At 68.3% G+C, this 22,402-nt stretch carries 16 protein-coding genes; 10 read left to right on the forward strand and 6 right to left on the reverse strand.

Annotated elements, in window-relative coordinates; genetic code table 11:
* Positions 1-103: 103 nt before the first annotated feature.
* The 4 genes from HEP75_RS02635 (at position 104) to HEP75_RS02650 (ending at position 6,362) form a co-directional block, all read left to right on the forward strand.
* Positions 104-1,552, forward strand: a complete 1,449-nt coding sequence (locus HEP75_RS02635) for a circularly permuted type 2 ATP-grasp protein (RefSeq protein WP_185815062.1) — start codon at positions 104-106, stop codon at positions 1,550-1,552.
* Positions 1,552-2,493: an alpha-E domain-containing protein gene (locus HEP75_RS02640; protein ID WP_185815063.1), complete on the forward strand. Its 942-nt coding sequence runs from the start codon at positions 1,552-1,554 to the stop codon at positions 2,491-2,493. Before HEP75_RS02635 ends, HEP75_RS02640 begins: the two co-directional genes overlap by 1 nt.
* Before the next feature lie 350 nt (positions 2,494-2,843).
* Positions 2,844-5,021 carry a glycoside hydrolase family 3 N-terminal domain-containing protein gene (locus tag HEP75_RS02645; RefSeq protein ID WP_185825334.1) on the forward strand — a complete coding sequence of 726 codons (2,178 nt, stop codon included), beginning with the start codon at positions 2,844-2,846 and terminating at the stop codon, positions 5,019-5,021.
* Positions 5,022-5,216: 195 nt separating this feature from the next.
* Positions 5,217-6,362, forward strand: a complete 1,146-nt coding sequence (locus HEP75_RS02650) for a PQQ-dependent sugar dehydrogenase (protein WP_185825335.1) — start codon at positions 5,217-5,219, stop codon at positions 6,360-6,362.
* 359 nt (positions 6,363-6,721) lie between these two features.
* On the opposite strand, the gene HEP75_RS02655 is transcribed toward HEP75_RS02650, so the two are convergent.
* Entirely contained in the window at positions 6,722-7,027 is a 306-nt protein-coding gene (locus HEP75_RS02655) for a hypothetical protein (protein ID WP_185822016.1), read from the reverse strand.
* 188 nt (positions 7,028-7,215) lie between these two features.
* Here HEP75_RS02655 and HEP75_RS02660 point away from each other — a divergent pair, with 188 nt between their 5' ends.
* Positions 7,216-7,728: a hypothetical protein gene (locus HEP75_RS02660; RefSeq protein WP_185825336.1), complete on the forward strand. Its 513-nt coding sequence runs from the start codon at positions 7,216-7,218 to the stop codon at positions 7,726-7,728.
* A 40-nt stretch (positions 7,729-7,768) separates the two neighbouring features.
* Here the strand turns inward: HEP75_RS02660 and HEP75_RS02665 are convergent, their stop codons facing one another.
* The 5 genes from HEP75_RS02665 to HEP75_RS02685 all read right to left on the reverse strand — a co-directional run bounded on the left by HEP75_RS02665 (position 7,769) and on the right by HEP75_RS02685 (position 14,298).
* Positions 7,769-8,266, reverse strand: a complete 498-nt coding sequence (locus HEP75_RS02665) for a hypothetical protein (RefSeq protein ID WP_185815068.1) — start codon at positions 8,264-8,266, stop codon at positions 7,769-7,771.
* An 87-nt stretch (positions 8,267-8,353) separates the two neighbouring features.
* Complete coding sequence (locus HEP75_RS02670; protein ID WP_185825337.1) at positions 8,354-9,649, reverse strand: APC family permease; 1,296 nt, start codon at positions 9,647-9,649, stop codon at positions 8,354-8,356.
* The gene (locus tag HEP75_RS02675; protein WP_255424066.1) at positions 9,646-10,341 is read right to left on the reverse strand and encodes a L,D-transpeptidase family protein; all 696 of its coding nucleotides are present in this window, start codon (positions 10,339-10,341) and stop codon (positions 9,646-9,648) included. Before HEP75_RS02675 ends, HEP75_RS02670 begins: the two co-directional genes overlap by 4 nt.
* Before the next feature lie 1,462 nt (positions 10,342-11,803).
* Positions 11,804-12,907, reverse strand: coding sequence for a dipeptide epimerase (locus tag HEP75_RS02680; RefSeq protein WP_185825338.1), 1,104 nt, complete (start codon positions 12,905-12,907; stop codon positions 11,804-11,806).
* Entirely contained in the window at positions 12,904-14,298 is a 1,395-nt protein-coding gene (locus HEP75_RS02685) for an SH3 domain-containing protein (protein ID WP_185825339.1), read from the reverse strand. Before HEP75_RS02685 ends, HEP75_RS02680 begins: the two co-directional genes overlap by 4 nt.
* A gap of 385 nt (positions 14,299-14,683) precedes the next feature.
* On the opposite strand from HEP75_RS02685, the gene HEP75_RS02690 reads away from it, so the two are divergent.
* The 5 genes from HEP75_RS02690 (at position 14,684) to HEP75_RS02710 (ending at position 22,331) form a co-directional block, all read left to right on the forward strand.
* Complete coding sequence (locus HEP75_RS02690) at positions 14,684-17,476, forward strand: TonB-dependent receptor (RefSeq protein ID WP_185825340.1); 2,793 nt, start codon at positions 14,684-14,686, stop codon at positions 17,474-17,476.
* A gap of 200 nt (positions 17,477-17,676) precedes the next feature.
* Positions 17,677-19,185, forward strand: coding sequence for a serine hydrolase (locus HEP75_RS02695; protein ID WP_345776774.1), 1,509 nt, complete (start codon positions 17,677-17,679; stop codon positions 19,183-19,185).
* Between the two features lie 107 nt (positions 19,186-19,292).
* Positions 19,293-20,102: an N-acetylmuramoyl-L-alanine amidase gene (locus HEP75_RS02700; protein ID WP_185825342.1), complete on the forward strand. Its 810-nt coding sequence runs from the start codon at positions 19,293-19,295 to the stop codon at positions 20,100-20,102.
* Between the two features lie 133 nt (positions 20,103-20,235).
* The gene (locus HEP75_RS02705; protein ID WP_185825343.1) at positions 20,236-21,141 is read left to right on the forward strand and encodes a hypothetical protein; all 906 of its coding nucleotides are present in this window, start codon (positions 20,236-20,238) and stop codon (positions 21,139-21,141) included.
* 404 nt (positions 21,142-21,545) lie between these two features.
* Positions 21,546-22,331 carry a hypothetical protein gene (locus tag HEP75_RS02710; RefSeq protein WP_185825344.1) on the forward strand — a complete coding sequence of 262 codons (786 nt, stop codon included), beginning with the start codon at positions 21,546-21,548 and terminating at the stop codon, positions 22,329-22,331.
* The last annotated feature ends 71 nt before the right edge of the window (positions 22,332-22,402 follow it).

Below are 22,402 nucleotides of genomic sequence, written 5' to 3' on the forward strand. Positions count from 1 at the left end.
GGCATCGCCGCGGGCGCTTGACGCTCATTCCGGTTCCGGGCATGTTGCTGTGCAACGCAACACTCGGCCGCTCGCGCCCGGTGGCGTACACCGACGGGGCACGATGGACTGGAGCAAGTACCGCACGGCCACCTACGACGAGCTGATCCAGGCAGATGGTCAGCCGCGTCCCGCCGCCCGCCGGGTCATCGAATACCTGTCCAGCCTGTCCGGCCGCGAATTGTCCGAGCGCCAGCTCGCCGCCGATGTCGCCGCACGGGTCATGGGCATCACCTTCACCGTCTATTCCGATGGCCGCAACGTCGATCGCACGCTGCCGTTCGACCTGATCCCGCGGGTGATCCCGCTGCGCGAGTGGCAACGCACCGAGGCCGGGCTGAAGCAGCGCATGCGTGCGCTCAACCTGTTCATCGGCGATGTCTACGGCGCGCAGCGCATCGTCAAGGACAAGGTGTTCCCGGCGATGCTGCTGGAGCATTCGGTGAACTTCCGTCCGCAGTGCGTGGGCATCACCCCGGCGCTGGGCGTGTGGGCGCATATCTGCGGTTCGGACCTGGTGCGCGACGCCGACGGCACGCTGTACGCGCTGGAAGACAACCTGCGCATTCCCAGCGGCGTGTCGTACATGCTGGAAAACCGCATGGTCGCCAAGCGCGTGTTTCCCGAACTGTTCGAGACCAGCGCGATCCTGCCGGTGGACGAATATCCGGCGCAGCTGTACGACACCCTGGCCGCGCTGTCGCCACGCCCAGGCGACCAACCGGTGATCGCGCTGCTGACCCCGGGCATCTTCAACAGCGCGTATTTCGAGCACGCCTACCTGGCGCAGGCGATGGGCATCGAGCTGGTCGAGGGCGACGACCTGTTCGTCGCCGACGACGACTGCACCTATATGCGCACCATCTACGGGCCGCGCCGGGTCGATGTGATCTATCGCCGGGTCGACGACCTGTTCATCGATCCGGAAGTGTTCCACCCCGATTCGGTACTCGGCGTGCCCGGGCTGATCCGCAGCTGGCGCGCCGGCAAGGTGGCGCTGGCCAACGCGCCCGGCGCCGGCGTGGCCGACGACAAGGTGGTGTTCGCCTACGTGCCGAAGATGATCCGCTACTACCTGGACGAAGAGCCGATCCTGCCCAACGTGCCCAGTTACCTGTGCCACGACGACAAGGACCGCAAGTACGTGCTCGAGCACCTCGACGAACTGGTGGTGAAGCCGGCCAACGAATCCGGCGGCTACGGCATGCTGATCGGGCCACGCTCGACCAAGCGCCAGCGCGACGAGTTCCGCAAGCTGATCCAGGCCGATCCGCGCAACTACATGGCGCAGCCGACGCTGGGCCTGTCCACCGCGCCGATCGTGACCGAGGTCGGCCCGTCGGCGCGGCATCTGGACCTGCGCCCGTTCATCCTGTCGCGCGAGGACGTCTACGTCACCACCGGCGGGCTGACCCGGGTGGCGATGGAAGAGGGCTCGCTGGTGGTCAATTCCTCGCAGGGCGGCGGCGCCAAGGACACCTGGGTGGTGGACCTGGACGAGGAGACGGACTGATGCTGTCGCGGGTCGCCGACAACCTCTACTGGTTCAGCCGCTACGTGCGCCGCGCCGAGACCACCGCGCGGCTGGTCGGCGTGGGCAGCCTGCTGCAGCTGGACCTGCCGCGCTCGGTGCGTTTCGCCTGGCGGCCGATGATCGACACGGTCGGCGCCGGCGAGATCTTCAACGTCTGGTTCCCGAACGCCGGCGACGATGTCGGCGATGCCGACGTGGTGCGCTTCCTGCTGCTGGACGAGCGCAATCCGTCCTCGCTGCGCAGTTCGGCGCGGCAGGCGCGCGAACTGCTGCGCGGCATCCGCGACACGCTGCCGCAGGAAGTATGGGAGGCGGTCAACGACCTGCACCTGTACATCGACGCCAACGGCGAGCGCAGCGTCGGTCGCCGCTACCGGATGGAATTCCTCGGCCACGTCACCGACGCCTGCCTGAAAGTGTCCGGCCTGCTCACCGCCAACGTCAGCCGCGACATCGGCTTCCAGTTCCTGCGCCTGGGCACGGCGATCGAACAGGCCGACATGACCACGCGCATCATCGATGCCGGCGCCTCGGGCCTGATCACCCCGCGCAAGGCCGACGATCTGGAGGCCTACCAGAACATGCAGTGGATGAGCGTGCTGCGCTCGCTGGCCGCCTACCAGATGTACCGGCGCCACGTGCGCCAGCGCGTCACCGGCGAGCATGCGCTGCGCTTCCTGCTGCAGAACAACGATTTCCCGCGCAGCGTGCATTTCTGCCTGACTCGCGCCCAGCACATCCTGCCGACCATGCCGCCGCGACCGAACGTGGAGCGGGCGCTGATGCGGATCAACGGGCTGGTGCGCAATGCCGACCCGTCTTACCTGGCGCGGCACAATCCGGCCGAGTTCATGGACGAGATCCAGACCCACCTGGGCTACCTGCACAGCGCTATCGCTGAGGCCTACTTCAGCTCGTGAGCAGTGGCCGGCGCGGTGCCGGTCGCCTCTCATTGCCGCCCGGGCTGCGCGGCCAGCGCGTCGCAAGGCGGTTGAGACGCAATCCGGCATGGGCCGAGGGGGCTGAGCCGCTACGATCGCAGCCGCGCCCGCCGGGCGCGAGGCGCCTGCGCAAGCCAGTGCGGATGCGACGCGCGCGCCGCAAAACGGTTCAGCAGCGGGATGCGGGGGCGTATGGCGGCGTTGGCTGCCGGCGGCGGGGCAACCGTAGACAGTTCCCTGAATAGGCGGATCCGGCGCCGGGATTTGCTCTTTCGTCTGGCCGGAGAGCTAGAATTGACGGCTATGTAAACGTTTTCTCAAAGGACCCCATGGCTTCGGATCGTATCGAATCGCTCATCGCCCGCATGACCGTCGAAGAGAAGGTCGGCCAGCTCGGCGTCTTCGCCGACATGGTGCGCCCGTTCGCGCCGGACGTGAATCCGGAAGCGAACGTCAGCAATGCCGACGAGGTGCTGCAGCAGGTGCGCGCGGGCCTGGTCGGCTCGCTGTTCAACGGCGTGGGCGCCGAACTGGGGCGGCGGATCCAGCAGACCGCGCTGGAAGAGAGCCGCCTGGGCATTCCGGTGATCCTGGCCGCGGACGTGATCCATGGCATGCGTACCGTGTTCCCGATCCCGCTGGGCGAGGCCGCCAGCTTCGAGCCGGAGCTGGCCGAGCGCACCGCGCGCGCCACCGCGATCGAGGCCACCGCCGCCGGCATCCACTGGACCTATGCGCCGGCGGTGGACATCGCCCGCGACCAGCGCTGGGGCCGCGGCGCCGAGGGCGCCGGCGAGGACGTGGTGCTGGGCTGCGCGTTCGCCGCCGCGCGCGTGCGCGGCTTCCAGGGCCCGGACCTGCGCGCGCACGACGCGCTGCTGGCCACGCCCAAGCATTTCGCCGCCTACGGCGCGGTCGCCGCAGGCATGGAATACAACAGCGTGGACATCGCTCCGCAGACCCTGCGCGATGTGCACCTGCCGCCGTTCCAGGCCGCGTTCGGCGCCGGCGCGCTGAGCGTGATGACCTCGTTCAACGACATCAACGGCGTGCCGGCCAGCGCCAACCACGAACTGCTGACAGAGATCCTGCGCGGCGAATGGAAGTTCCCCGGCGTGGTGATCTCCGACTACACCGCCGACATGGAACTGATCGCGCACGGCTATGCGGCCGACGAGCGCGACGCGACCAAGAAGGCGTTCCTGGCCGGCATGGACATGAGCATGCAGAGCGGCTTCTACGCCGCGCATCTGCCGTCGCTGGTGGCCGACGGCGAAGTGCCGATGGCCGCGCTGGACGAAGCGGTGCGGCGGGTGCTGGCGCTGAAGGAAAGCATCGGCCTGTTCGACGATCCGTACCGCTCGCTGGACCCGCAGCGCGAGGCCGACCAGTCGCACATCGCCGCGCACGACGCGCTGTCGCGCGAGGCGGCGCGGCGCTCCATCGTGCTGTTGAAGAACGATGGCGACGTGCTGCCGCTGCGCAAGCGCGGACAGACCATCGCGCTGATCGGGCCGTTCGTGCAGGACCGCGAGAACATCGAGGGCTGCTGGACGCTGTTCGGCGACAAGACCCGCTATGTGACCCTGGAAGCCGGCGTGCGCGCCGCGCTGGACGATGGCGATGCGCTGAACGTGGTGCCGGGCTGCGAACTGGAAGCGCCGCTGGACGGTGGCATCGACGCGGCGGTGGCCGCGGCGCGTGCCGCCGACGTGGTGGTGCTGGCGCTGGGCGAGCCGCAGCGCTACAGCGGCGAGGCGCAGTCGCGCACGCAGATCGTGTTGCCGCCGGCGCAGCAGGCGCTGGCCGAAGCGGTCGCCGCCACCGGCACGCCGCTGGTGGTGCTGCTGCGCAACGGCCGCGCGCTGGCGCTGCAGGGCGCGGTGCGCGACGCGGCGGCGATCGCGGTGACCTGGTACCTGGGCACGCAGACCGGCCCGGCGGTGGCCGACGTGCTGTTCGGCGACTACAACCCCTCCGCGCGATTGCCGGTCAGCTTCCCGCTCGACCCGGGCCAGCAGCCGTACTTCTACAACCACGCGCGCACCGGCCGGCCGGAACTGCCGACGATGAGCGAGTTCAAGGCGCGCTGGCGCGAGATCCCGAACGCGCCGCTGTATCCGTTCGGCCACGGCATCGGCTACACCCGCTTCGCCTACGGCGCGCCGCAGCTGGATCGCGTGCAGCTGGGCTGGGACGACACCCTGACCGTGACCACCCGCATCGACAACGTCGGCGAGCGCGACGGCGAGGAAGTGGTGCAGCTGTACGTGCACGACCGCGTCGCCAGCCGGGTGCGCCCGGTGCGCGAACTGAAGGGCTTCCGCAAGGTGCGGCTGGCGCCGGGGCAGGGCATGGACGTGGTGTTCACCCTGGACCGCCGCTGCCTGGCTTTCAGTGGCCGCGACGGCCGGTTCGAGGCCGAGCCGGGGCTGTTCGACCTGTGGGTCTGCGCGTCGTCGGCCAGCGGCGAGCCGGTCGGCTTCGAGCTGCTGCCGCAGGCCTGACCGCCGCGCGCAGGCGGCCGCGTCATGGTCGTCTGCGCGCGCGTTTACCTTGCCCACCGCCGCGTCGCGCGCAGGCCGCTGTCTACGCGCGCGAACGCTGCGCGTGACCGCGGCCACGGCTTGGCCATTGCATGCTTGCCGTCCACATTTGCTTTGCTAGGTTCGGCCTTCGACCCCATTCGATAGGTGCGCGGCATGCAACGTTCTTCTCTGGGTTTGGCCTGTGCGTTGGTGATGAGCCTGGTCGTGTCCGCCGCGCATGCGGCGCCGGCCTCCAACAGTGCCGAACGGCGCGGCGACTGGCCGTTCTCGGCGACGCCGTTGGCCACCTTCAACGAACCGTGGGCGATGAGCTTCCTGCCCGACGGCACTGCGCTGATCAGCGAGAAGCGCGGCACGCTCAAGCGCTTCGACCCGGCCAGCGGCCGCACCGGCACGGTCAGCGGCGTGCCCGCGGTCGCCTATGGCGGCCAGGGCGGGTTCGGCGACGTGCTGCCGCATCCGGGCTTCGCGCAGAACGGCTGGGTGTATCTGAGCTATGCCGAGGCGGGCAGCGGCGATACCCGCGGCGCCGCGGTGGCGCGTGCCAAGCTGACCCTGGACGACACTGGCGGCGGCGCGCTGTCGCAGCTGAAGGTGATCTGGCGGCAGCAGCCCAAGGTGTCCGGCGAGGGCCATTACGGCCACCGCCTGGCGTTCGGGCCGGACGGCAAGCTGTGGATCAGTTCCAGCGAGCGGCAGAAGTTCGATCCGGCGCAGGACATGAGCGGCAACCTGGGCAAGATCGTGCGCCTCAACGACGACGGCAGCGTGCCGGCCGACAACCCGTTCGCGCGCCGCGGCGGGGTCGCCGCGCAGGTGTGGTCGCTCGGCCACCGCAACGTGCTCGGCCTGGCCTTCGACGGCAACGGCCAGCTGTGGGAACACGAGATGGGCCCGGCCGGCGGCGACGAACTGAACCTGATCCAGCGCGGCGCCAACTACGGCTATCCGATCGTCTCCAATGGCGACCATTACGACGGCCGGCCGATCCCCGACCATTCCACGCGCCCGGAATTCGCCGCGCCCAAGGTCAGCTGGACGCCGGTGATCTCGCCGGCCGGTTTCGTCATCTACAGCGGCAGCACCTTCCCGCAGTGGCGCGGCAACGGCTTCATCGGCGGGCTGTCCTCGCAGTCGCTGGTACGGATCGAGTTCAACGGCGAAAACGCGCGCGAAGCGGCGCGCTACGACATGGGCAAGCGCATCCGCGAAGTGGAGCAGGGCCCGGACGGCGCGCTGTGGCTGCTGGAAGACGGCAGCGGCGGACGTTTGTTGAAGCTGCAGCCGGTGGAGAGCTGAGCCACCCCATAGCAGCGCCAATAGAAGCAGAGCCAATAGATAATCTGTTGCTGCGCCGCTCAGAGCGGCGTGGCGAGGTCTGTGGCAGTGGCCGATATGCTTGGGAAATGGTTTGCATTGCGGCAGTAATCGGGCGTTCGGTCGCGGCTGAAGCCGCTCCTACAAGGTGGGCTGCGCGGCTCGTGTAGGAGCGGCTTCAGCCGCGACCAAAACTGTCCGCATGAGACGCTTACCGAAACGCACAGGCTCATCGTAAATCGCACGCAAACCGAACCCGCGCCACGTCGATAACTGCGACACGATTCGGAAAAGCCACCGACACACCCCCAACGGCAGCCCTTCCAGCCGCGATCACCCAATCAATCCTGACCCGCCCGCTCCCAGGCACGGCGCACTGCATGGCGGGCCTTGCTCCAGCTCAGGGTCTGCGAGCCCTTGGTGCTGTCCCAGTTGCGGTGCAGTTCGGCCTCGACCTGTTCGTAGGCCAGGTTGAAATTGCGTATGCGTGCCTCGTGTCCGGCGTGGTAGGCCGGCTCGTAGTCCTCGAAGCGTTCGCCGTCGCTGTAGTACGGCTCCTCGGCGAAACGCTCGCGCCAGTATTGCGACACCAGGCTGCGATCGTCGTCGTTGGGCGCGCGGCCGGGAATCTGATACGGAACGCTCATCGTCGTCTCCTGTGCAGTGTGGCTTCCGACGTTAGCGACGGCGCCGTTAATGCGATTCCAGCATCGCGTGATCGAGGCATGAAGCGTGCGGGCGCGGTCGATTCCACTCGCCGCACTGGCGCCGGCTACGCGGCGGGCCGCGGATGGATTACGATCCGGCAACTTCGCTTTGCCTGCCGCAGGATTCCATGGCCGCCACCGGTATCGCCTTGCTCACCCCGTACCTGGCCAGTGCCGGCATCGGCTGGATGTACTACCGGCGCATCCGCCGCTATTTCGGCCGCCAGCCATGGCAGCCGCGGCGGACCGTGGCACGGATGCTGCTGCTGTCGCTGGCGGCGGCAGGACTGACCTACCTGGCGACGGTAGTGCCGCCGGTCCGTCTCGGCATGGCGCTGGGGGTCCTGGCCGGCGCAGCGTTGGGGGCCTTCGCCCTGCATCACACCCGCATCGACGTGATCGAAGGCCGGCGCTATTACACGCCCAATCCCTGGATCGGTGCCGGACTCAGCGTGCTGCTGATCGGACGCCTGGCATGGCGTTGGGCCAGCGGTGCGTTTTCCGGCGGCAGCGCGCAGTCGCTGCAGAACGCCAGCCCGCTGACCCTGGCGATCGCCTCGATGCTGATCGCCTATTCGTTGGTGCACACCGGCGGTTTGCTGCTGCGCATGCGCGCGCTGGCGCCGACGCAAGCGTCCTAGCGGCGCGAATGTGGCGCCGCCTGCAACGCGCAGGATGGCGTCATTGCGCAGCAGCGGCGGACTCGTAGGGCAGCGCGATCGTGCCGGCGCCACGCAGTGCGGCATCGGCGGCATCGAGTTGCGATGCTTCGCCCTCGACCACCACCAGGATGCGGCCGGCCTCGATTTCCTCCTCGAAGTTGCGCCGCACCGGATCCGGCACGGTGGCGCCGACCAGTGCCGAGGACCAGCTGCCGACCAGTGCGCCGGCGATGGCCATCACCCCGGCGCCGGCCAGGGTGATGCCCAGCGGCGGCACCGCGATCGCCACCAGTCCGGCGAGCAGCCCGGCCGCGCCGCCGCCCAGCGCGCCGCGTGCGGCCGCGGGCAAGGTGTCGGTCTTGACGTCCTTGCGTTCGTCGGGGATCGCGTCCAGTTCGATGTCGCTACGCGCGATCAACGACAGGTCGTCGTTGTCGATGCCGGCGCCGCGCGCCGCCTGCAGGGCACGGGTGGCGGTGGCCAGATCGGGGGCGCTGTAGACGTGGCGTAGTTTCATCGCGGACTCCATCGCTGAGGCTGGCGCCCAGAGTCGAAGCGATGCGGTTACCCGCACGTGACAGCAGCGCAAGGCCGCGTGAAGGCCCTACGCCGCCACCTTGCGCGGGAAGCGGTAGAACAGCGCGCCGACCAGCAGCGCCATGCCGGCCGCGGCCAGGTTCTGCCAGCTGGCGCTGAGCAGCAGGGCCAGCGCCAGCAGCAACGCGGCCAGCGGGATCAGCGGGCCGCCCGGCAGGTGCAGCGCACCCGGCCGGTCGCGGTAGCGCCGTGCCAGTACCAGCACCGCCGCGGCGGTGCCGATGTAGGCGAACAGGCGGGTGACCATCGACAGCAGCGCCAACTGCACGAACGAGCCGGACAACGCCAGCGCCAGCGACAGCACGCCCTGCAGCAGGATCGCCGCGGCCGGCGTGCGGAATCGCGGATGCACCCGCGCCAGGAACGCCGGGCCGTAGCCGTCCTGCGCAAGCGCGAACAGGAAGCGCGGCCCCAGCATCACCGTGTTGCTGGTGGTGCCGAGGATGGAGATGGTGGCGCCGACGGTGAGGATCAGCGCCAGCATCTCGCCGCCGAAGCCGCTGGCGGCATCGGCCAACGGCGTCGCCGACTGCGCCACGTTCGCCAGCGTGCCCTGCGCGACGACCTGCACCGCGGCGTAGATCAGGGTGACGGTGACGATCATCGTGATCAGCGCGAACGGCACGTCGCGGCGCGGATTGCGGTATTCGCCGGCGGCGGCGGGGATGTTCTCGAAACCAGCGTAGGCGAACAGCAACAGCAGCGCCGCTTCGCCCATGTTGCCGAAGTCGCGCGGGTCCGGCGCCTTGCCGGAGAACGCCCACGACCAGTCCACGTAGAACAGGCCGATGGCCACGAACAGCAGCAGCGGCACCAGCTTGCCGATCACCAGCGCCACGCCGGTGCGCGCGGCCGATTTCACTCCGATCACGTTGATCGCGGTGAGCAGGCCGAGCGAGCCGACCACGATCGCCAGGCGCGCGCCGCCGCCGGCCGCGGCCGGCCAGAAGCGCACCACCGCATCGGCCAGGCCGTTGCCGAGCGCCGCCGCAGAACTGATCCGGGTCAGCCAGATCATCCAGCCGATCTCGAAGCCGGCGAAGCGGCCGAATGCCTCGCGCGCATACAGGTAGCTGCCGCCGGGTTCGTCGAAATAGCTGGCCGCCTGCGCGTAGCACAGCACCAGCAATCCCACCGCCAGCCCGGCCAGCAGCACCGCCCACAGGCTCATCGGCCCGAGCAGCGAGGCGGTGGCGGCGGGCAGCAGGTAGATGCCGCTGCCGATGACGTCGTTGATCGACAGGCCGACGATCTGCCAGCGGCTGACCGCGCGGACCAGGCTCGGTTCGGGTGCGTTGCTCATGGTGCCGGCTCCACGGCCGGCAGTGCCCAGGCGCCGCGCAGGCGTTCGTAGTCGTTGCGCGGCAGCAGCACGAACAGCGGCGCGGCATCCGGCCGCAGCCAGGCCAGCAGACGCTGCATGTCGGCCGGCTCCATCGCGGTGCAGCCGGCGGTGGCCTCGCCTGCGGCACGCCACAGGTGGGCGAAGATGCAGCTGCCGGCGCCGGGCCGCGCCTGCGGATTGTGGCCGATCACGAAGCCTTCTTCGTAGCGGCGATCGCCGTCATGGTGCAGGTCCAGGCGCATCGGCTCGGTCGAGCCGGCCACGGCGTCGGCGCCGACCCGGTCAGCGTCGACGATGCGGTTGTACAGCGGCGAATCGGGCACGTCGATGCAATAGCTGCTCTGCTGCATCGGCTGGTACGGCAGCGCGCTGTCGATACGTTGCGCATACCCGAACGCCTCGCCGATGGTGAAGATGCCGGCTGGGCTGCGGCCGTCGCCTTCGCGCTTCTGCGGACCGTCGGCCTGCGCCGGATGCAGGCCCAGCCCCCAGGCGCTGCCGTTGCGGCCGAGCGCGACATCGAAGCGCTGGCCATGCGCGCGCCAACCCTGCGCGGTGCGTTCGAACGCCTGCAGTTGCCCGCGCGGGCTGTCCCAGTCCGGCGCCACGACCAGCACCAACTGGCGTGCCTGCCGCAGTGCCGGCGGCATAGTGTCGCCGGTGGCGGCCAGGCAGGTGCCGGTCACGGCGATGCACAGTAGTGCCATGGCGGCCAGACAGCTGCGTCGGACGCTGCCGGTCTGCGTCAGGGCGGACAACCATGGGAATTTCGGCATGCGCATCTCCGGTCGCGATCGGGCATCGGGCGGGTGCTGGACCCGCTGCAGGTTCACCGCCAGCTGCCGCCTGCGGTCGGGGTGGGTTTGGTGCGTCGGCCCGACCGTGAAGTCGGGCAGATGCCGCAATGCTGCAAGGTACAACAGTTGTTCGATGTGCGGCGCGGGATCATGCACTTAGACCGTCCGTGCGGTGTCGGTAGACGCGGTGGATCGGTGCGCCGATGGTGTGGTGCGTTGGAAGTGCATCACGCAGCAGGCTTGGCCGGCTTGCTGCATAGCTTGATCGTGTGTCGTGGAGTGGCGTGGCGTGGTGCGGCTGCCGTTGCTGTTGCCGTCGCTGTTGCTTTTTTGCTTTTGATCTTGATTTACCGGGTCCCTTACGCAGCGGCGAATAGGGCGGGAAAAACCCCGAAGGGGCGGCGCACAGGGATGTGCGCCGTTCGCGGCAGGGGCAGGATGCCCCTTCCGCGAATCCCGTCCTATTCGCGGACCCGGAGCGCGCAGCGCGGAGGGCGCGGAGGAGGGTGTGCTTTCTTTTGGTTACTTTTCTTTGCACAAGCAAAGAAAAGTAACTCGCCGCAGGCGAAAGCTTTTTGCCCTTGCCCTTGCCCTTGCCCTTTCCCTTGCCTTTGCCTTTGCGATGGCGATGGCGATGGGGATGGGGGAATCATTGTAGGAGCGGCTTCAGCCGCGACTGAGTCTGTCAGGAAGGTGTCGCGGCTGAAGCCGCTCCTACAAAAGCAAATGCCCAAGCAAACACCAAAGCAAAGGCTTCCGCCCTTGGCGGGTCACTTTTCTTTGCTCGTGCAAAGAAAAGTAACCAAAAGAAAGCACGCCCTGCCTTGCGCCCTCCGCGCTGCGCGCTACGGGTCCGCGGATGCACCGGGGATTCGCGGAAGGGGCATCCTGCCCCTGCCGCGAACGGCGCACATCCCTGTGCGCCGCCCTTCGGGTTTTTCCCCGGTCCATCCGCCGCTGCGGAAGGGAACCCGGTAAAAGCAACAGCAGAAGCAACAGCAGAGCAGAAGCACAGCAGAAGCACAGCAGAAGCACAGCAGAAGCACAGCAGAAGCACAGCAGAGCCAAGCCCAACCCCAAGCTCAAGCTCAAGCCAAGAGGAGCATGGCAAAGCAGAACAAGGGCGAAGCAGAACAAGGTGGCAACTGGGGTCGGCTTGGCGTTCCAGGTGACGCGTGCAGACGTCACGGTGGTCGTCAGCACCCATGCACACCGGAGTCGACCGCCATACGTAGTGATGGCAAGCGCGATCGCGGTGGAAGCTGTGGCATGCGACAGCCGTGCGCACCGCAGCGAATGCGCCAACGCGCCCAGATCACCCGCGCGGCGGCAGCAGTTCCAGGCCGCGGATCTCGCGGATGCCCAGGCCCGGCGCGTCGCTGATCGTGATCTGCGACTCGTTGAACAGCACCCCGCCCTGCACCGGGTCGAACAGGCCCAGCGATGGGCCGTCCAGGTCCACCTTGGTGATGATGTCGGCCTTGGCTACCGCCAGGTGCACCGCCGCCGCCACGCTGATGCTCGACTCCAGCATGCAGCCGATCATGCACTCCACCCCATACAACGCCGCGATGTCGGCGATGCGGATCGCGTTGGACAGCCCACCGGTCTTCATCAGCTTGATGTTGACGATGTCCGCGGCGCGGCGCTGGATCAGGTCGAGCACCTGCGCCGGCCCGAACACGCTCTCGTCCGCCATCACCGGCGTGTTCACGCGCTCGGTCACGTACTTCAGCCCGTCGATGTCCCAGGCCTTGACCGGCTGCTCCAGCAGCTCCAGCGCCACCCCGGCGTCTTCCAGCGTGCGCATCGCGTACACCGCCTGCTTCGGCGTCCAACCCTGGTTGGCGTCCAGCCGCAGCGAGGCGCGGCCTTCGACCGCGGCGTGGATCGCCTTGACCCGCGCGATGTCCACGTCGATGTCCTTGCCGACCTTGATCTTCAGCGCCGCGAAGCCGCGCGCGAGCGCCGACAGCGCATCGGCCACCATCTTGTCGATGGCGTCCACGCTGATGGTGATGTCGGTGGTGATGGCCGGCGTACCGCCGCCGAGCATCTTGTACAGCGGCGCGCCGTACAGCTGCGCCCACAGGTCGTAGACCGCGATCTCCACCGCGGCCTTGGCGCTGCTGTTGCGCTCCAGCGCGCCCTGGATCCGCCCGGTGATCCGGTTGAGGTCGGCCACGTCCTCGCCGATCAGGCGCGGTGCGATGAAGCGGTCGATCGCCGCGATGATCGAACCATGGGTGTCGCCGGTGATCGGCGCCGTGGCCGGCGCTTCGCCATAGCCGATGTGGCCGCTGTCGGTGTGCACCAGCACCACCACGTCTTCGACCGTCTCCACGGTCCGCAACGCGGTTTTGAACGGGGTCTTCAGCGGCACGCACAGCATGCCCAGTTGGATGTCGGTGATCTTCATTCGGGGGCGATCGGGCGAACGCGTTGGATGCGGGTGATGCGGTCGATGAAGGGCGTGCCGTCGCCCAGCAGCATCGGCTCCAGCGGCGTCACCGAGACGCCGTTGAGGCGCGCGCGCTGCAACTGTCCGGACGCGTCGCGGTAGCCGGCACCGGCCACGTCGTGGATCACCCAGGTGTGGCCGCTGTCGTGGCCGATCACCATCATCACGTGGCCGGGGATGTACACCAGATCGCCGACCTGCAGCCGCGCCAGTGTGCGCTGCCGTTGCGCCAGCGGCGCGGCAGCGACGTAGGACACGCTGGCGAGAGTGGGGCTGCGCGCCTGGTCGCCGGTATTGCGCGGCAAGGCGATGCCCAGGCTGCGGTAGACGTCGGAGACGAAGCCGCTGCAATCGCGCGCGTCGTAGTCGTTGCCCCAGCCGTAGCGTTCCCCGAGAAACTTGAAGGCCTGCCGCAGCAGGTTGCGTTGCGTCGCCGCCAGCGGCGTGGCGGCGACGTCGGCACCGCGCGGCATCAGCGCGGGCGCCAGCCGCAGGCGGCCATCGTCGTCGCGCAAGGGCAGTTGCACCACGTAGGCCGCCAGCGGCGACTGGCCGTTGACCGCCTGTTGCGCAGGCCAGTCCTGCAGCAGCGGCAGGCTGCTGCCCATGTCCAGCGACAGGTGCGATGCCGCGGGCAGTTCCGGGGTGAACGCGGTCAGCGCGCGCGCGCCGGTCACCACCAGCCGCGGCGTGCGCTGCGCGTAGTCCAGCACCGTGGCGCGTTCGCCTTCGGCCACACGTTCGCGTTCGATCCACGCTGCGTAGTTCGGCGCCAGCACGAACAGCCACTGGCCGTCGCGGCTGGCATGCAGGATCGCCACCGCGGTGCCGGGATACAGCGCCGATTCCTGGAAACGATCGATGTCGTGGTCGTCGCGGGTGCTGAAAACGCGCTGCCGGGTCGGGAAGGTGCGCAGATCGGCGCGGCGCACCACCAGCGCGTAACGCGGCGCGATCTGCGCGGGAATCGTGTCCAGGGCGAGCGTGGACTGCAGGGCGGTCAGCTGCGCGGCAGCGAGCTTGGTGCCACTCGCGTCATAGAGCGTGCGCGTCGGCGGCGCCGACAGTGCCAGCACTTGCGCGCGTACCTGCGCTGCGCTGTAGCGCTCGGGCAGCGCCTGCAGGTCGTGCATCGAGGCATCGTGCTGCAGCAGGTGCGCGTTGAACGCCTGCACTTGCGCCGTGTCGAGCAGCGGGCGCGGCGCCTCGGGCAGGCGCGTGATCCAGTACTCCGCCTGCAGTTGGCTGGCCTGGAACTGGAACGGCGCCTCGCCGGCGACGCTGGCCGCGGCGATGGGCGCGCTGAATGCGGCGGCCAGTAACAGACACAGGCCACGCATCGTATTCATCGGACCCCGGGCGGTGGAAGGAGTGCCGGACCGCTGCGCGCCGGCTTCCGAATAGTCTTTTTCTCGATGATGCTTGTCAAGAATGCGCGATTGACATGCGATTTCGCACCGTGCTACACCAAAAACGCAGGGGCGAGGAAGCGGTGGCGACAGGCGCCGTTCCCGTCAGCAGCGAGGCGCTAGCCTGGGGATCACGGGCCACGTCGCAGGGGGCGCTGTTGGGCATCCGCACCTGGGGAAAGTAGCGATTACAGAGAACGGCGCCGTGCCTCGGCCATGCGCCATGTTGTCCGCGTGGGTGCCCAGGGAAGGCGGCCGGTTGCCGGCCTGCGTCGACTTGGGGCGCCGTCGTCAGCGTCCGTCGTCGATCGCAGGAGAGAGCCGCATGCCCACCCAAGCCCAGCATTCCCATTGCCATTTCCGACCGTCCCGCCTCGCGCTCGCGCTGCTGGCCGGATGCGCACTGCCGCCGCTCGCCGCGGCGCAGGACACCGCCATCGCCACGCGCGACCTGGACAAGGTCACCGTCACCGGTTCGCGCATCGCGCGTTCGCAGGTGGAAGGGCCGGCGCCGGTGACCGTCATCACCGCGCAGGACATCCAGAAGCAGGGCTTCAGCACGGTGTGGGAATCGCTCGGCACGCTGACCCAGTTCAGCGGCAGCGCCTTCAACGAAAGCGACCAGACCGGCAGTTCGCCCAACGGCCAATACCTCAACCTGCGCGGCCTGGGGCCCGGCTACCAGTTGATCCTGCTCAACGGCAAGCGCATGGCCGACTACCCGCAGTCCTACAACGCCAACGGCACCGCGGTCAGCCTGGGCAGCATTCCCGCGGCGGCGGTGGAGCGCATCGAGGTGATGAGCGGCGGCGCTTCGGCGATCTATGGTTCCGACGCGGTGGCCGGCGTGGTCAACATCATCACCAAGCGCAATTTCAGCGGCGACACGCTGCGCCTGCGCGGCGGCACCACCACGCGCGGCGGCGGCGACAGCGGCCAGCTGCAATGGAGCGGCGGGCGTACCGGCGATCGTTGGAGCCTGACCTACGCGTTCGAACGGCTGGACCGCGAAGCCATCGTCGCCAGCCAGCGCGACTTCCTGGATTCGTACGACGACCATCCCGGCAACAAGGCCGATCCGGCCAGCCCCAATGCCTCGATTTCCGGCGTCTACCTGCGCCGCGGCAACACCTATCTGTGGCCCAGCGGCGGCGCGCTGTCCACCTCGACCGGCGCGCTGGACGCGGCGTGTGCGGCGACCAATCCGGCATTCAGGCCGTACAAGACCGCCGACAGCCTGGCCGCGGCCAACCGTTGCGGCGCGTTCGGCTACTACGAAGGCCGCTCGGTGCAGAACGGCTACGGCAAGACCTCCGCGTATCTGTCCGGCAGCTTCGATTTCAACGACACCGTCACCGGCTATGCGCAGGTGCTGGCCAACCGCTCCAAGGACGAAAGCTCCAGCCAGACCCACTACTACATCGGCGAGGGCGCGTTCACCGTCTACGATCCGGACCTGGGCCTGGTCACCGCGCAGCGCATCTTCCTGCCGTCGGAAGTCGGCGGGATCAAGAACATCGAGTACGACGAGAAATCCTGGAACCTCAACGCTGGCGTGCGCGGCAAGCTGTTCGACGGCCGCTTCGACTGGGATGCGAGCGTGTCGATGTCGCGCTACGACATCACCACACGGCGCCCGCGCTTCCTCACCAACGCGGTGCGCGACTACTACATGGGGCCGGTGCTCGGCTATCGGCCCGACGGCACCGAGATCCGCGAGTTCTACGCCGACAAGCTGTTCGCGCCGGGCAGCGCGGCGCTGTACGACCAGCTCACCACCGAGGTGGTGAGCCGCGGCGAATCCAGCACAGACCAGGCCCAGTTCGTGTTCAGCGGCGACCTGTTCGCGCTGCCGGCCGGCATGGTGCAGATTGCCACCGTGCTGGAGGCGGCGCGACAGAAGTACGACCTCGCGCCGGATCCGCGCACCACCGTGGACTACACCGGCAGCGAGCGCATCTACAACCTGACCCAGACCCCGGGCGGCGGCCCGCGCGACCGCTACGCCGCGGGCCTGGAACTGCGCGTGCCGATCTTCAACCGGCTCAGCGCGACGCTGGCCGCGCGCTACGACAAGTACGACGACATCACCGCGGTCGACGATGCCGCCACCTGGCAGGCGGGATTGGAATGGCGGCCGTTCGACAGCCTGCTGTTGCGTGGCAGCCACGCCACCAGTTTCCGCGCGCCGGACCTGCTGTGGATCTACGCCGGCACCAGCGCCAACAATCCCACCGTCACCGACGAATACCTGTGCCGCCGCGACGGCCTGGATCCGTTGTCCGATGCCTGCTCGGCCGCGCACGAGTACCAGACCTTCTCCACCCAGTCGTCCAATCCGCTGCTGGAAGAGGAAAAGGGCAAGTCGACCACGCTGGGTTTCGTGTGGGACGTGCTGCCGACCCTTTCGCTGAGCGCGGACTACTACCGCATCGAACTGGAAGGCCGGGTCGAGTCGATCTCCAGCGAGACCTTGCTGGAGAACAACGCCAATTGCCTGCTCGGCAGCGACCGCGCCGGCAATGCGGTCGATACCGCATCGGCGGCCTGCCAGTTCTACATCCAGTCGGTGACCCGCAGCCCCGGGACCGACCTCACCGCCGAAGGCCAGATCACCGCGTTCGAGACCTTCCCGATCAACCAGTCGTTGATGCGCACCGACGGCGTGGACGCCAACCTGCGCTACAGCTTCGACCTTGGCGACTGGGGCGCGTTCGGGCTGCAGGCCGGCTATACCCGTGTGCTGAAGATGGAAGTGGCGCAGTTCGCCGGGGCCAAGCCGGTGGACGTGATGAACGACGTCGATTACCTGGCATTTCGCACCCGCACCAACTGGCGTGCGAACTGGAGCATCGGCGACTGGTCGACCAGCCTGTACGGCTACCGCTACGGCTCGCGTCCCAACTACGCCGAGAGCGGACGCGTGGCGCCGTACGTGATCTGGAACGCGGACATCGCCAAGCGGATCACCGACAAGGCCACGCTCGGCATCAGCGTGCTCAACGTGTTCGACAAGATCCATCCGCGCGACGACACCTACACCGCCTGGCCGTACTTCCCGCGCGTGTACAGTGCGATCGGGCGGCAGCTGTACGCCAACTTCACCTACACCTTTTGAGGATGCGCGTGCGAGGCGACACAGCCACGCTGGAGACGACGAGACCGGGGACGCCATCGCGCAACGCAGCAATCGCGGGGCGAATGCGCAGGTACTTGCTTGCCGTCTGCTTCGTATGGCCGGCAGTCGCGGCGGCCGCGCCCGGCGCTGCGGACGCACCGCCGCCGCGTGCCGAGCTCGACCGCCTGTTCGAGCAGGCCATGACGCGCTACCGGTTGTCGGGGCTGGCGGTCGGCGTGATCGACAACGGCGAGGTGGTCTACGCGCGCAGTGCCGGCGAACTGCGCGCCGGCAGCGGCGAGCGCATCGATGGGCAGACGCTGTTCAAGATCGCCTCCAACAGCAAGGCGATGACCACTGCCTTGCTGGCGCGGCTGGTCGATGCCGGCAAGCTGCGCTGGGACGATCCGGTGACCAGGTACCTGCCGGAGTTTCGCATGTACGATCCGTGGGTCACGCACAACATCCAGGTACGCGACCTGCTGATCCACAACAGCGGCCTGGGCCTGGGCGCCGGCGATCTGATGCTGTGGCCGGAACCCAACGCGTTCAGTCGCGCCGATATCATCGCCGGGCTGGCCTACCTTAAGCCGACCCACAGCTTCCGCGCGCACTACGCCTACGACAACCTGCTGTATGTGGTCGCCGGCGAAGTGGCCGCGCGCGCCGGCGGCAAGTCCTACGAGCAGCTGCTGCGCGAGCAGGTGTTCGCACCGCTGGGCATGGGCCGCTGCCAGGTCGGCGCCTGGGACCGCGATGCGGTCGGCAACGTCGCTCAGCCGCATATGCGCCAGGGCGAGGCCAACGTGGTGGTGCGCGCGGACCCGGCGCGAATCGCGGATACGCCGTCGATGGCGGCCGGCGGCGTGCGCTGCAGTCTCGACGACATGCTGGCCTGGATGCGTGCCTGGCTGTCGCCCGACACCGATGCTGCGCCCTGGCTGTCGCCGGCGCAGCGCCAGGCGCTGTGGACGCTGCACACGCCGATGCCGATCTCCGCGCAGATGCGCGACTGGGACGGCACGCGCCTGTACGGCTATGGCTACGGCTGGCGCCTCTCCGATGTGGACGGGCAGTGGCAGGTCGCGCATACCGGCACCCTGATGGGCATGTATTCGGCGCTGGTGCTGCTGCCGGATCGGCGCAGCGGCTTCGTCATTCTCAGTAACGGCGAGGGCGGCGATATGCGTACCGTGTTGAGCGAGGCGCTGCTCAAGCATTTCACCCGTCCCGGCGAACGTACGCTGGATGTGGAGCACTACGCCACGCTGCTCGAGCGCGCGCGTGCGCAGGCCGGCAAGGCGGCGCCTGCCGCGGTGGATACGTCTGCGCGCGTGCCGGTCGCCAGCGCCGCGTCGCGCGATCGGCAAGGCGTGTGGCGCGATCCATGGTTCGGCGAAGTCGTGCTATGCCCGCAGCAGGACGTGTTGCGCTTCCAGGCGCGCAAGTCGCCACTGCTTCGCGGCCGGGTCATGCAGGCCGGCGCGCGCTGGCTGGTGGACTGGGACGACGCCAGCGTCGATGCCGAGGCTTGGCTGGAGTTCGCTACCGGTGCCGACGGCGCGCAACGGATGAAACTGGCGCATGTCGATCCGGATGCGGATTTCAGCTACGACTATGCCGACCTGGAGTTCGTGCGGGTGGGGGCCTGTCCTGCAAACAGTGGTGTCCCTGTAGGAGGGGCTTCAGCCCCGACGCTTTGGCGATAAGGCGTCGGGGCTGAAGCCCCTCCTACAGGAGTGACAAGTCCTTCGATTTCCAGATGCCGTTTTTCGCGCGATTGCAGCCAACTTCCCAGGTATCCAAGATGGTCCCCATGACCCGACCCTTCTCCACACCCGCATCGCCCCGCATCCGCTGGCTGGCACCGCTGGCGCTGGTCGCCCTGCTCGGTGCCTGCGCGCACGCGCCGCAGCGCAATCCGCTGGCCGAGTGGGTGCCGTCGCCGAACCAGGATCTGCGCCGGCCGATCCTGATCGTGATCCATTACACCGACCAGGACTCGGTGCAGCGCAGCCTGAACACGTTGCGTTCGCACAACAGCAAGGGCAAGGTCAGCGCGCATTACCTGATCGGTCGCGACGGCAAGCGCTACCAGCTGGTCAGCGACGAACGCCGCGCCTGGCATGGCGGCGCGGGGCGCTGGGGCACGATCACCGACATCAATTCCGCCTCGATCGGCATCGAACTGGACAACGACGGCAAGACCCCGTTCGCGCCCGCACAGATCGACAGCCTGCTGCTGTTGCTGGAGGATCTGTGCACGCGGCTGCGCATCCCGCGCACGCAGGTGGTCGGGCACGAGGACTTCGCGCCCACGCGCAAGGTCGATCCGGGCCCGCTGTTTCCATGGAAGCGTCTGGCCGAAGCTGGTTTCGGCCGCTGGCCCGCCGCGGACACGCCGCCGGCGCCGCCCGGCTTCGACCCGTGGCAGGCGCTGGCGCTGATCGGCTATCCGCTCGACGACCGCGCGGCCACGCTGCGCGCCTTCCACCACCACTACCGCGGCAACGACGCCACCGCGTTCGATGCCGAGGACTTGCGCATCCTCCATGCCTTGACCCAGCCGGCGCAGGCGCGACCGCAGCCACAGCCGACCCCGGCGCTGGAACAGGACGTGCCGTAGCGCTGCCGGGTCGTCCGCCACCGCATGCGGGCGACCACGCCTGTGCCGCCGCGTCGAGCTGGCGCGGGGCGTCCATTGGATGCAACGCGTTCTTGGTAGCATGAGCGCGCCAAGAACTCCAAAGGACGCAGCGATGAGGCTAGCAAAGACAGCCCTGTGGGCGGCAACGCTCCTGTTGATCGGCGGTTGCACGGACAAGCAACCCGCCGCCGCCCCGTCCGCCGCGCAGGCGGGCACTGCAGCGAGCGCGCCGGCCGCACCCGCCGCCGCGCAATCCGATCCGGTCGCGGTCGAGGTGCCGGCACCTGGTCGCGTGCTCGACGACATCTATGGAGAGAAGGGCGACGGCTCGGCGTCCTACACGATCGACAACAACGCCCTGGCCAGCTTCTGGTACGGCTATCGCTTCGACCTCGGCGGCAAGCACTACTACACCGGCTTCGCCAATGTGGGTCCGGAGAAATACGGCAAGTCCGAGGAAGAGAACACGCCGGATCCCGCCGTCGGCGTGAGCATCAGCCAGGCCACCTATGTGCTCGACAGCGTGGACGGCAAGCCGACCTGGACGTTGTTCCATGCACAGCGCTGGGCCGGCGATTTCGGCGCTTCTGAGAAGGCCGATACGCTGGACCAGAAGCGCAAGCCGCAGAGCACCGAGACCAAGGACGGCCACCTGCTGCTGGCGCTGCCGACCACGCACTTCGCCGACGGCATCACCAGCTCCGGCTTCGCCGTGTTCACCTTCGACCCGAACAAGAACGACCTTGGCGACTACAAGGGCTGGGTCTACCTGGGCACCGTGGCTACTGGCGAGGACAACGGCGCGGCCTGCGACGACCAGGGCACCATGAAGTGCGCGGCCAGCACCGGCACGCTGAGCTTCGAACCCGGCACCGGGCCGCTGCCGGGCCTGCATGTGGCCATGAGCGGCACCGCCATCGCCGGCCCCGGCAAGGTCCGCACGCTCGGCCCCGCCGACGTGGCGACCTATACGTACGACCAGGGCAAGGGCCAGTACACGCCGTCGCTGGATCGCTGAACAGCCGCCGACCGGCCCGCGCCAGGGCCGGCCGGAGGTGGGCGCGGAGGGGCGTTGCCCGCTGGTCGCCGGCAATGGAACTGGGTAAGATGCCGGCACGGGGCCTGATGATCAGGCGAGTCATTCGCGAGCGGCAATGGATGCTGCACTCGCCCGAAATGCCGGAGTGGAACGCCGGCTTGCGGTTCGCCATGCGCGAATCGCCATCACCGCCCCTGCTTTGGGGCCGGATTGCAATCCACCGTTCTCTGTCCGAAGCCGCGCCTGCGAGGAGTTCTTCATCCACGTAGGTCGCGCTGTGTCTGCGATGCGCAAGCGGGCGGCATCCGGATACGGCGGCGTGGCGTGTCGGGATTTTCAGGAGTGTTTTTCGGCTTCTTCAACGAATACAGGATGTTCTGCACATGTCCAATGACAACAAGCTTGCCGTCGCCACCGAAGCGCCGCCCTATCCGGGCAGCGTGCTGTATCTGATCTACGGGATCGACGGCGATGGCGCCCTCTCGTACGAAATCGACAACGGCGCCGTGGCCAGCTTCTGGTGCGGCCAGCATTTCGATCTGGGCGGCAAGCACTACTACACCGGTTTCGCCTATGCAACGCGCGGCAGGTACGGCAACGATGACGAGGAAACCTTTCCCGGTCCGGACGAAAGCGTTTCGCTCAGCCAGGCCACCTTCGTCCTGACCAACCCCGGCAGCGAGCGGCCATGGATGGTCTTCCACGCACAGCGCTATGTCGGTGCCTTCGGCAGTTACGAGCGCACCGATGCGGTCGACGAGACGCGCAAGCCGCAGCAGCATGTGCTGGACAACGGCCACCTGCTGCTGGCGGTGCCGACGTCGAGCTTCGACAATGGCGTCACCAGTGCCGGCTTCGCGCTATTCACCTTCGACCCGAACAAGAATGAGCTGGGCGATTACCAGGGCTGGGTGTATCGGGGAACGGTCGCGGCCGGCGAGGACAACGAGGCCAGCAGCGACGAAGAGGGCGTCGTCCCCCACGTTTCCAGCGTCGGCACACTGAGCTTCAAACCGGTGCCGGGCGAACCGATGCCAGACGTGCAGGTGGTGCTGAGCGGTACCGCGATCGCCGGCCCCGGCCGGGCGCGCATGCTCGATGCTTCCGATGCGGTGCTCTATGCGTACGACCAGGCGAGCGCACAGTACCTGCCCACGAATAACGCATGAACCCGCCAGCGCGCCGATCTGTGGATGGGCGCGCTGGCAGCAGCAACACAGCAGCACACGTAGTACCCGAA

It is taken from the genome of Xanthomonas sp. SI (genome assembly GCF_014236855.1).
Taxonomy (GTDB): domain Bacteria; phylum Pseudomonadota; class Gammaproteobacteria; order Xanthomonadales; family Xanthomonadaceae; genus Xanthomonas_A.

Coding starts and splice junctions, on each gene's coding strand:
- HEP75_RS02670 (WP_185825337.1), bottom strand. CDS start 9,649: ATGAGCAACGCACCCGAACCGAGCCTGGTCCGCGCGGTCAGCCGCTGG.
- HEP75_RS02705 (WP_185825343.1), top strand. CDS start 20,236: ATGAGGCTAGCAAAGACAGCCCTGTGGGCGGCAACGCTCCTGTTGATC.
- HEP75_RS02700 (WP_185825342.1), top strand. CDS start 19,293: ATGACCCGACCCTTCTCCACACCCGCATCGCCCCGCATCCGCTGGCTG.
- HEP75_RS02675 (WP_255424066.1), bottom strand. CDS start 10,341: ATGCCGCCGGCACTGCGGCAGGCACGCCAGTTGGTGCTGGTCGTGGCG.
- HEP75_RS02685 (WP_185825339.1), bottom strand. CDS start 14,298: ATGAATACGATGCGTGGCCTGTGTCTGTTACTGGCCGCCGCATTCAGC.
- HEP75_RS02640 (WP_185815063.1), top strand. CDS start 1,552: ATGCTGTCGCGGGTCGCCGACAACCTCTACTGGTTCAGCCGCTACGTG.
- HEP75_RS02690 (WP_185825340.1), top strand. CDS start 14,684: ATGCCCACCCAAGCCCAGCATTCCCATTGCCATTTCCGACCGTCCCGC.
- HEP75_RS02665 (WP_185815068.1), bottom strand. CDS start 8,266: ATGAAACTACGCCACGTCTACAGCGCCCCCGATCTGGCCACCGCCACC.
- HEP75_RS02635 (WP_185815062.1), top strand. CDS start 104: ATGGACTGGAGCAAGTACCGCACGGCCACCTACGACGAGCTGATCCAG.
- HEP75_RS02680 (WP_185825338.1), bottom strand. CDS start 12,907: ATGAAGATCACCGACATCCAACTGGGCATGCTGTGCGTGCCGCTGAAG.
- HEP75_RS02660 (WP_185825336.1), top strand. CDS start 7,216: ATGGCCGCCACCGGTATCGCCTTGCTCACCCCGTACCTGGCCAGTGCC.
- HEP75_RS02655 (WP_185822016.1), bottom strand. CDS start 7,027: ATGAGCGTTCCGTATCAGATTCCCGGCCGCGCGCCCAACGACGACGAT.
- HEP75_RS02695 (WP_345776774.1), top strand. CDS start 17,677: ATGACGCGCTACCGGTTGTCGGGGCTGGCGGTCGGCGTGATCGACAAC.
- HEP75_RS02645 (WP_185825334.1), top strand. CDS start 2,844: ATGGCTTCGGATCGTATCGAATCGCTCATCGCCCGCATGACCGTCGAA.
- HEP75_RS02650 (WP_185825335.1), top strand. CDS start 5,217: ATGCAACGTTCTTCTCTGGGTTTGGCCTGTGCGTTGGTGATGAGCCTG.
- HEP75_RS02710 (WP_185825344.1), top strand. CDS start 21,546: ATGTCCAATGACAACAAGCTTGCCGTCGCCACCGAAGCGCCGCCCTAT.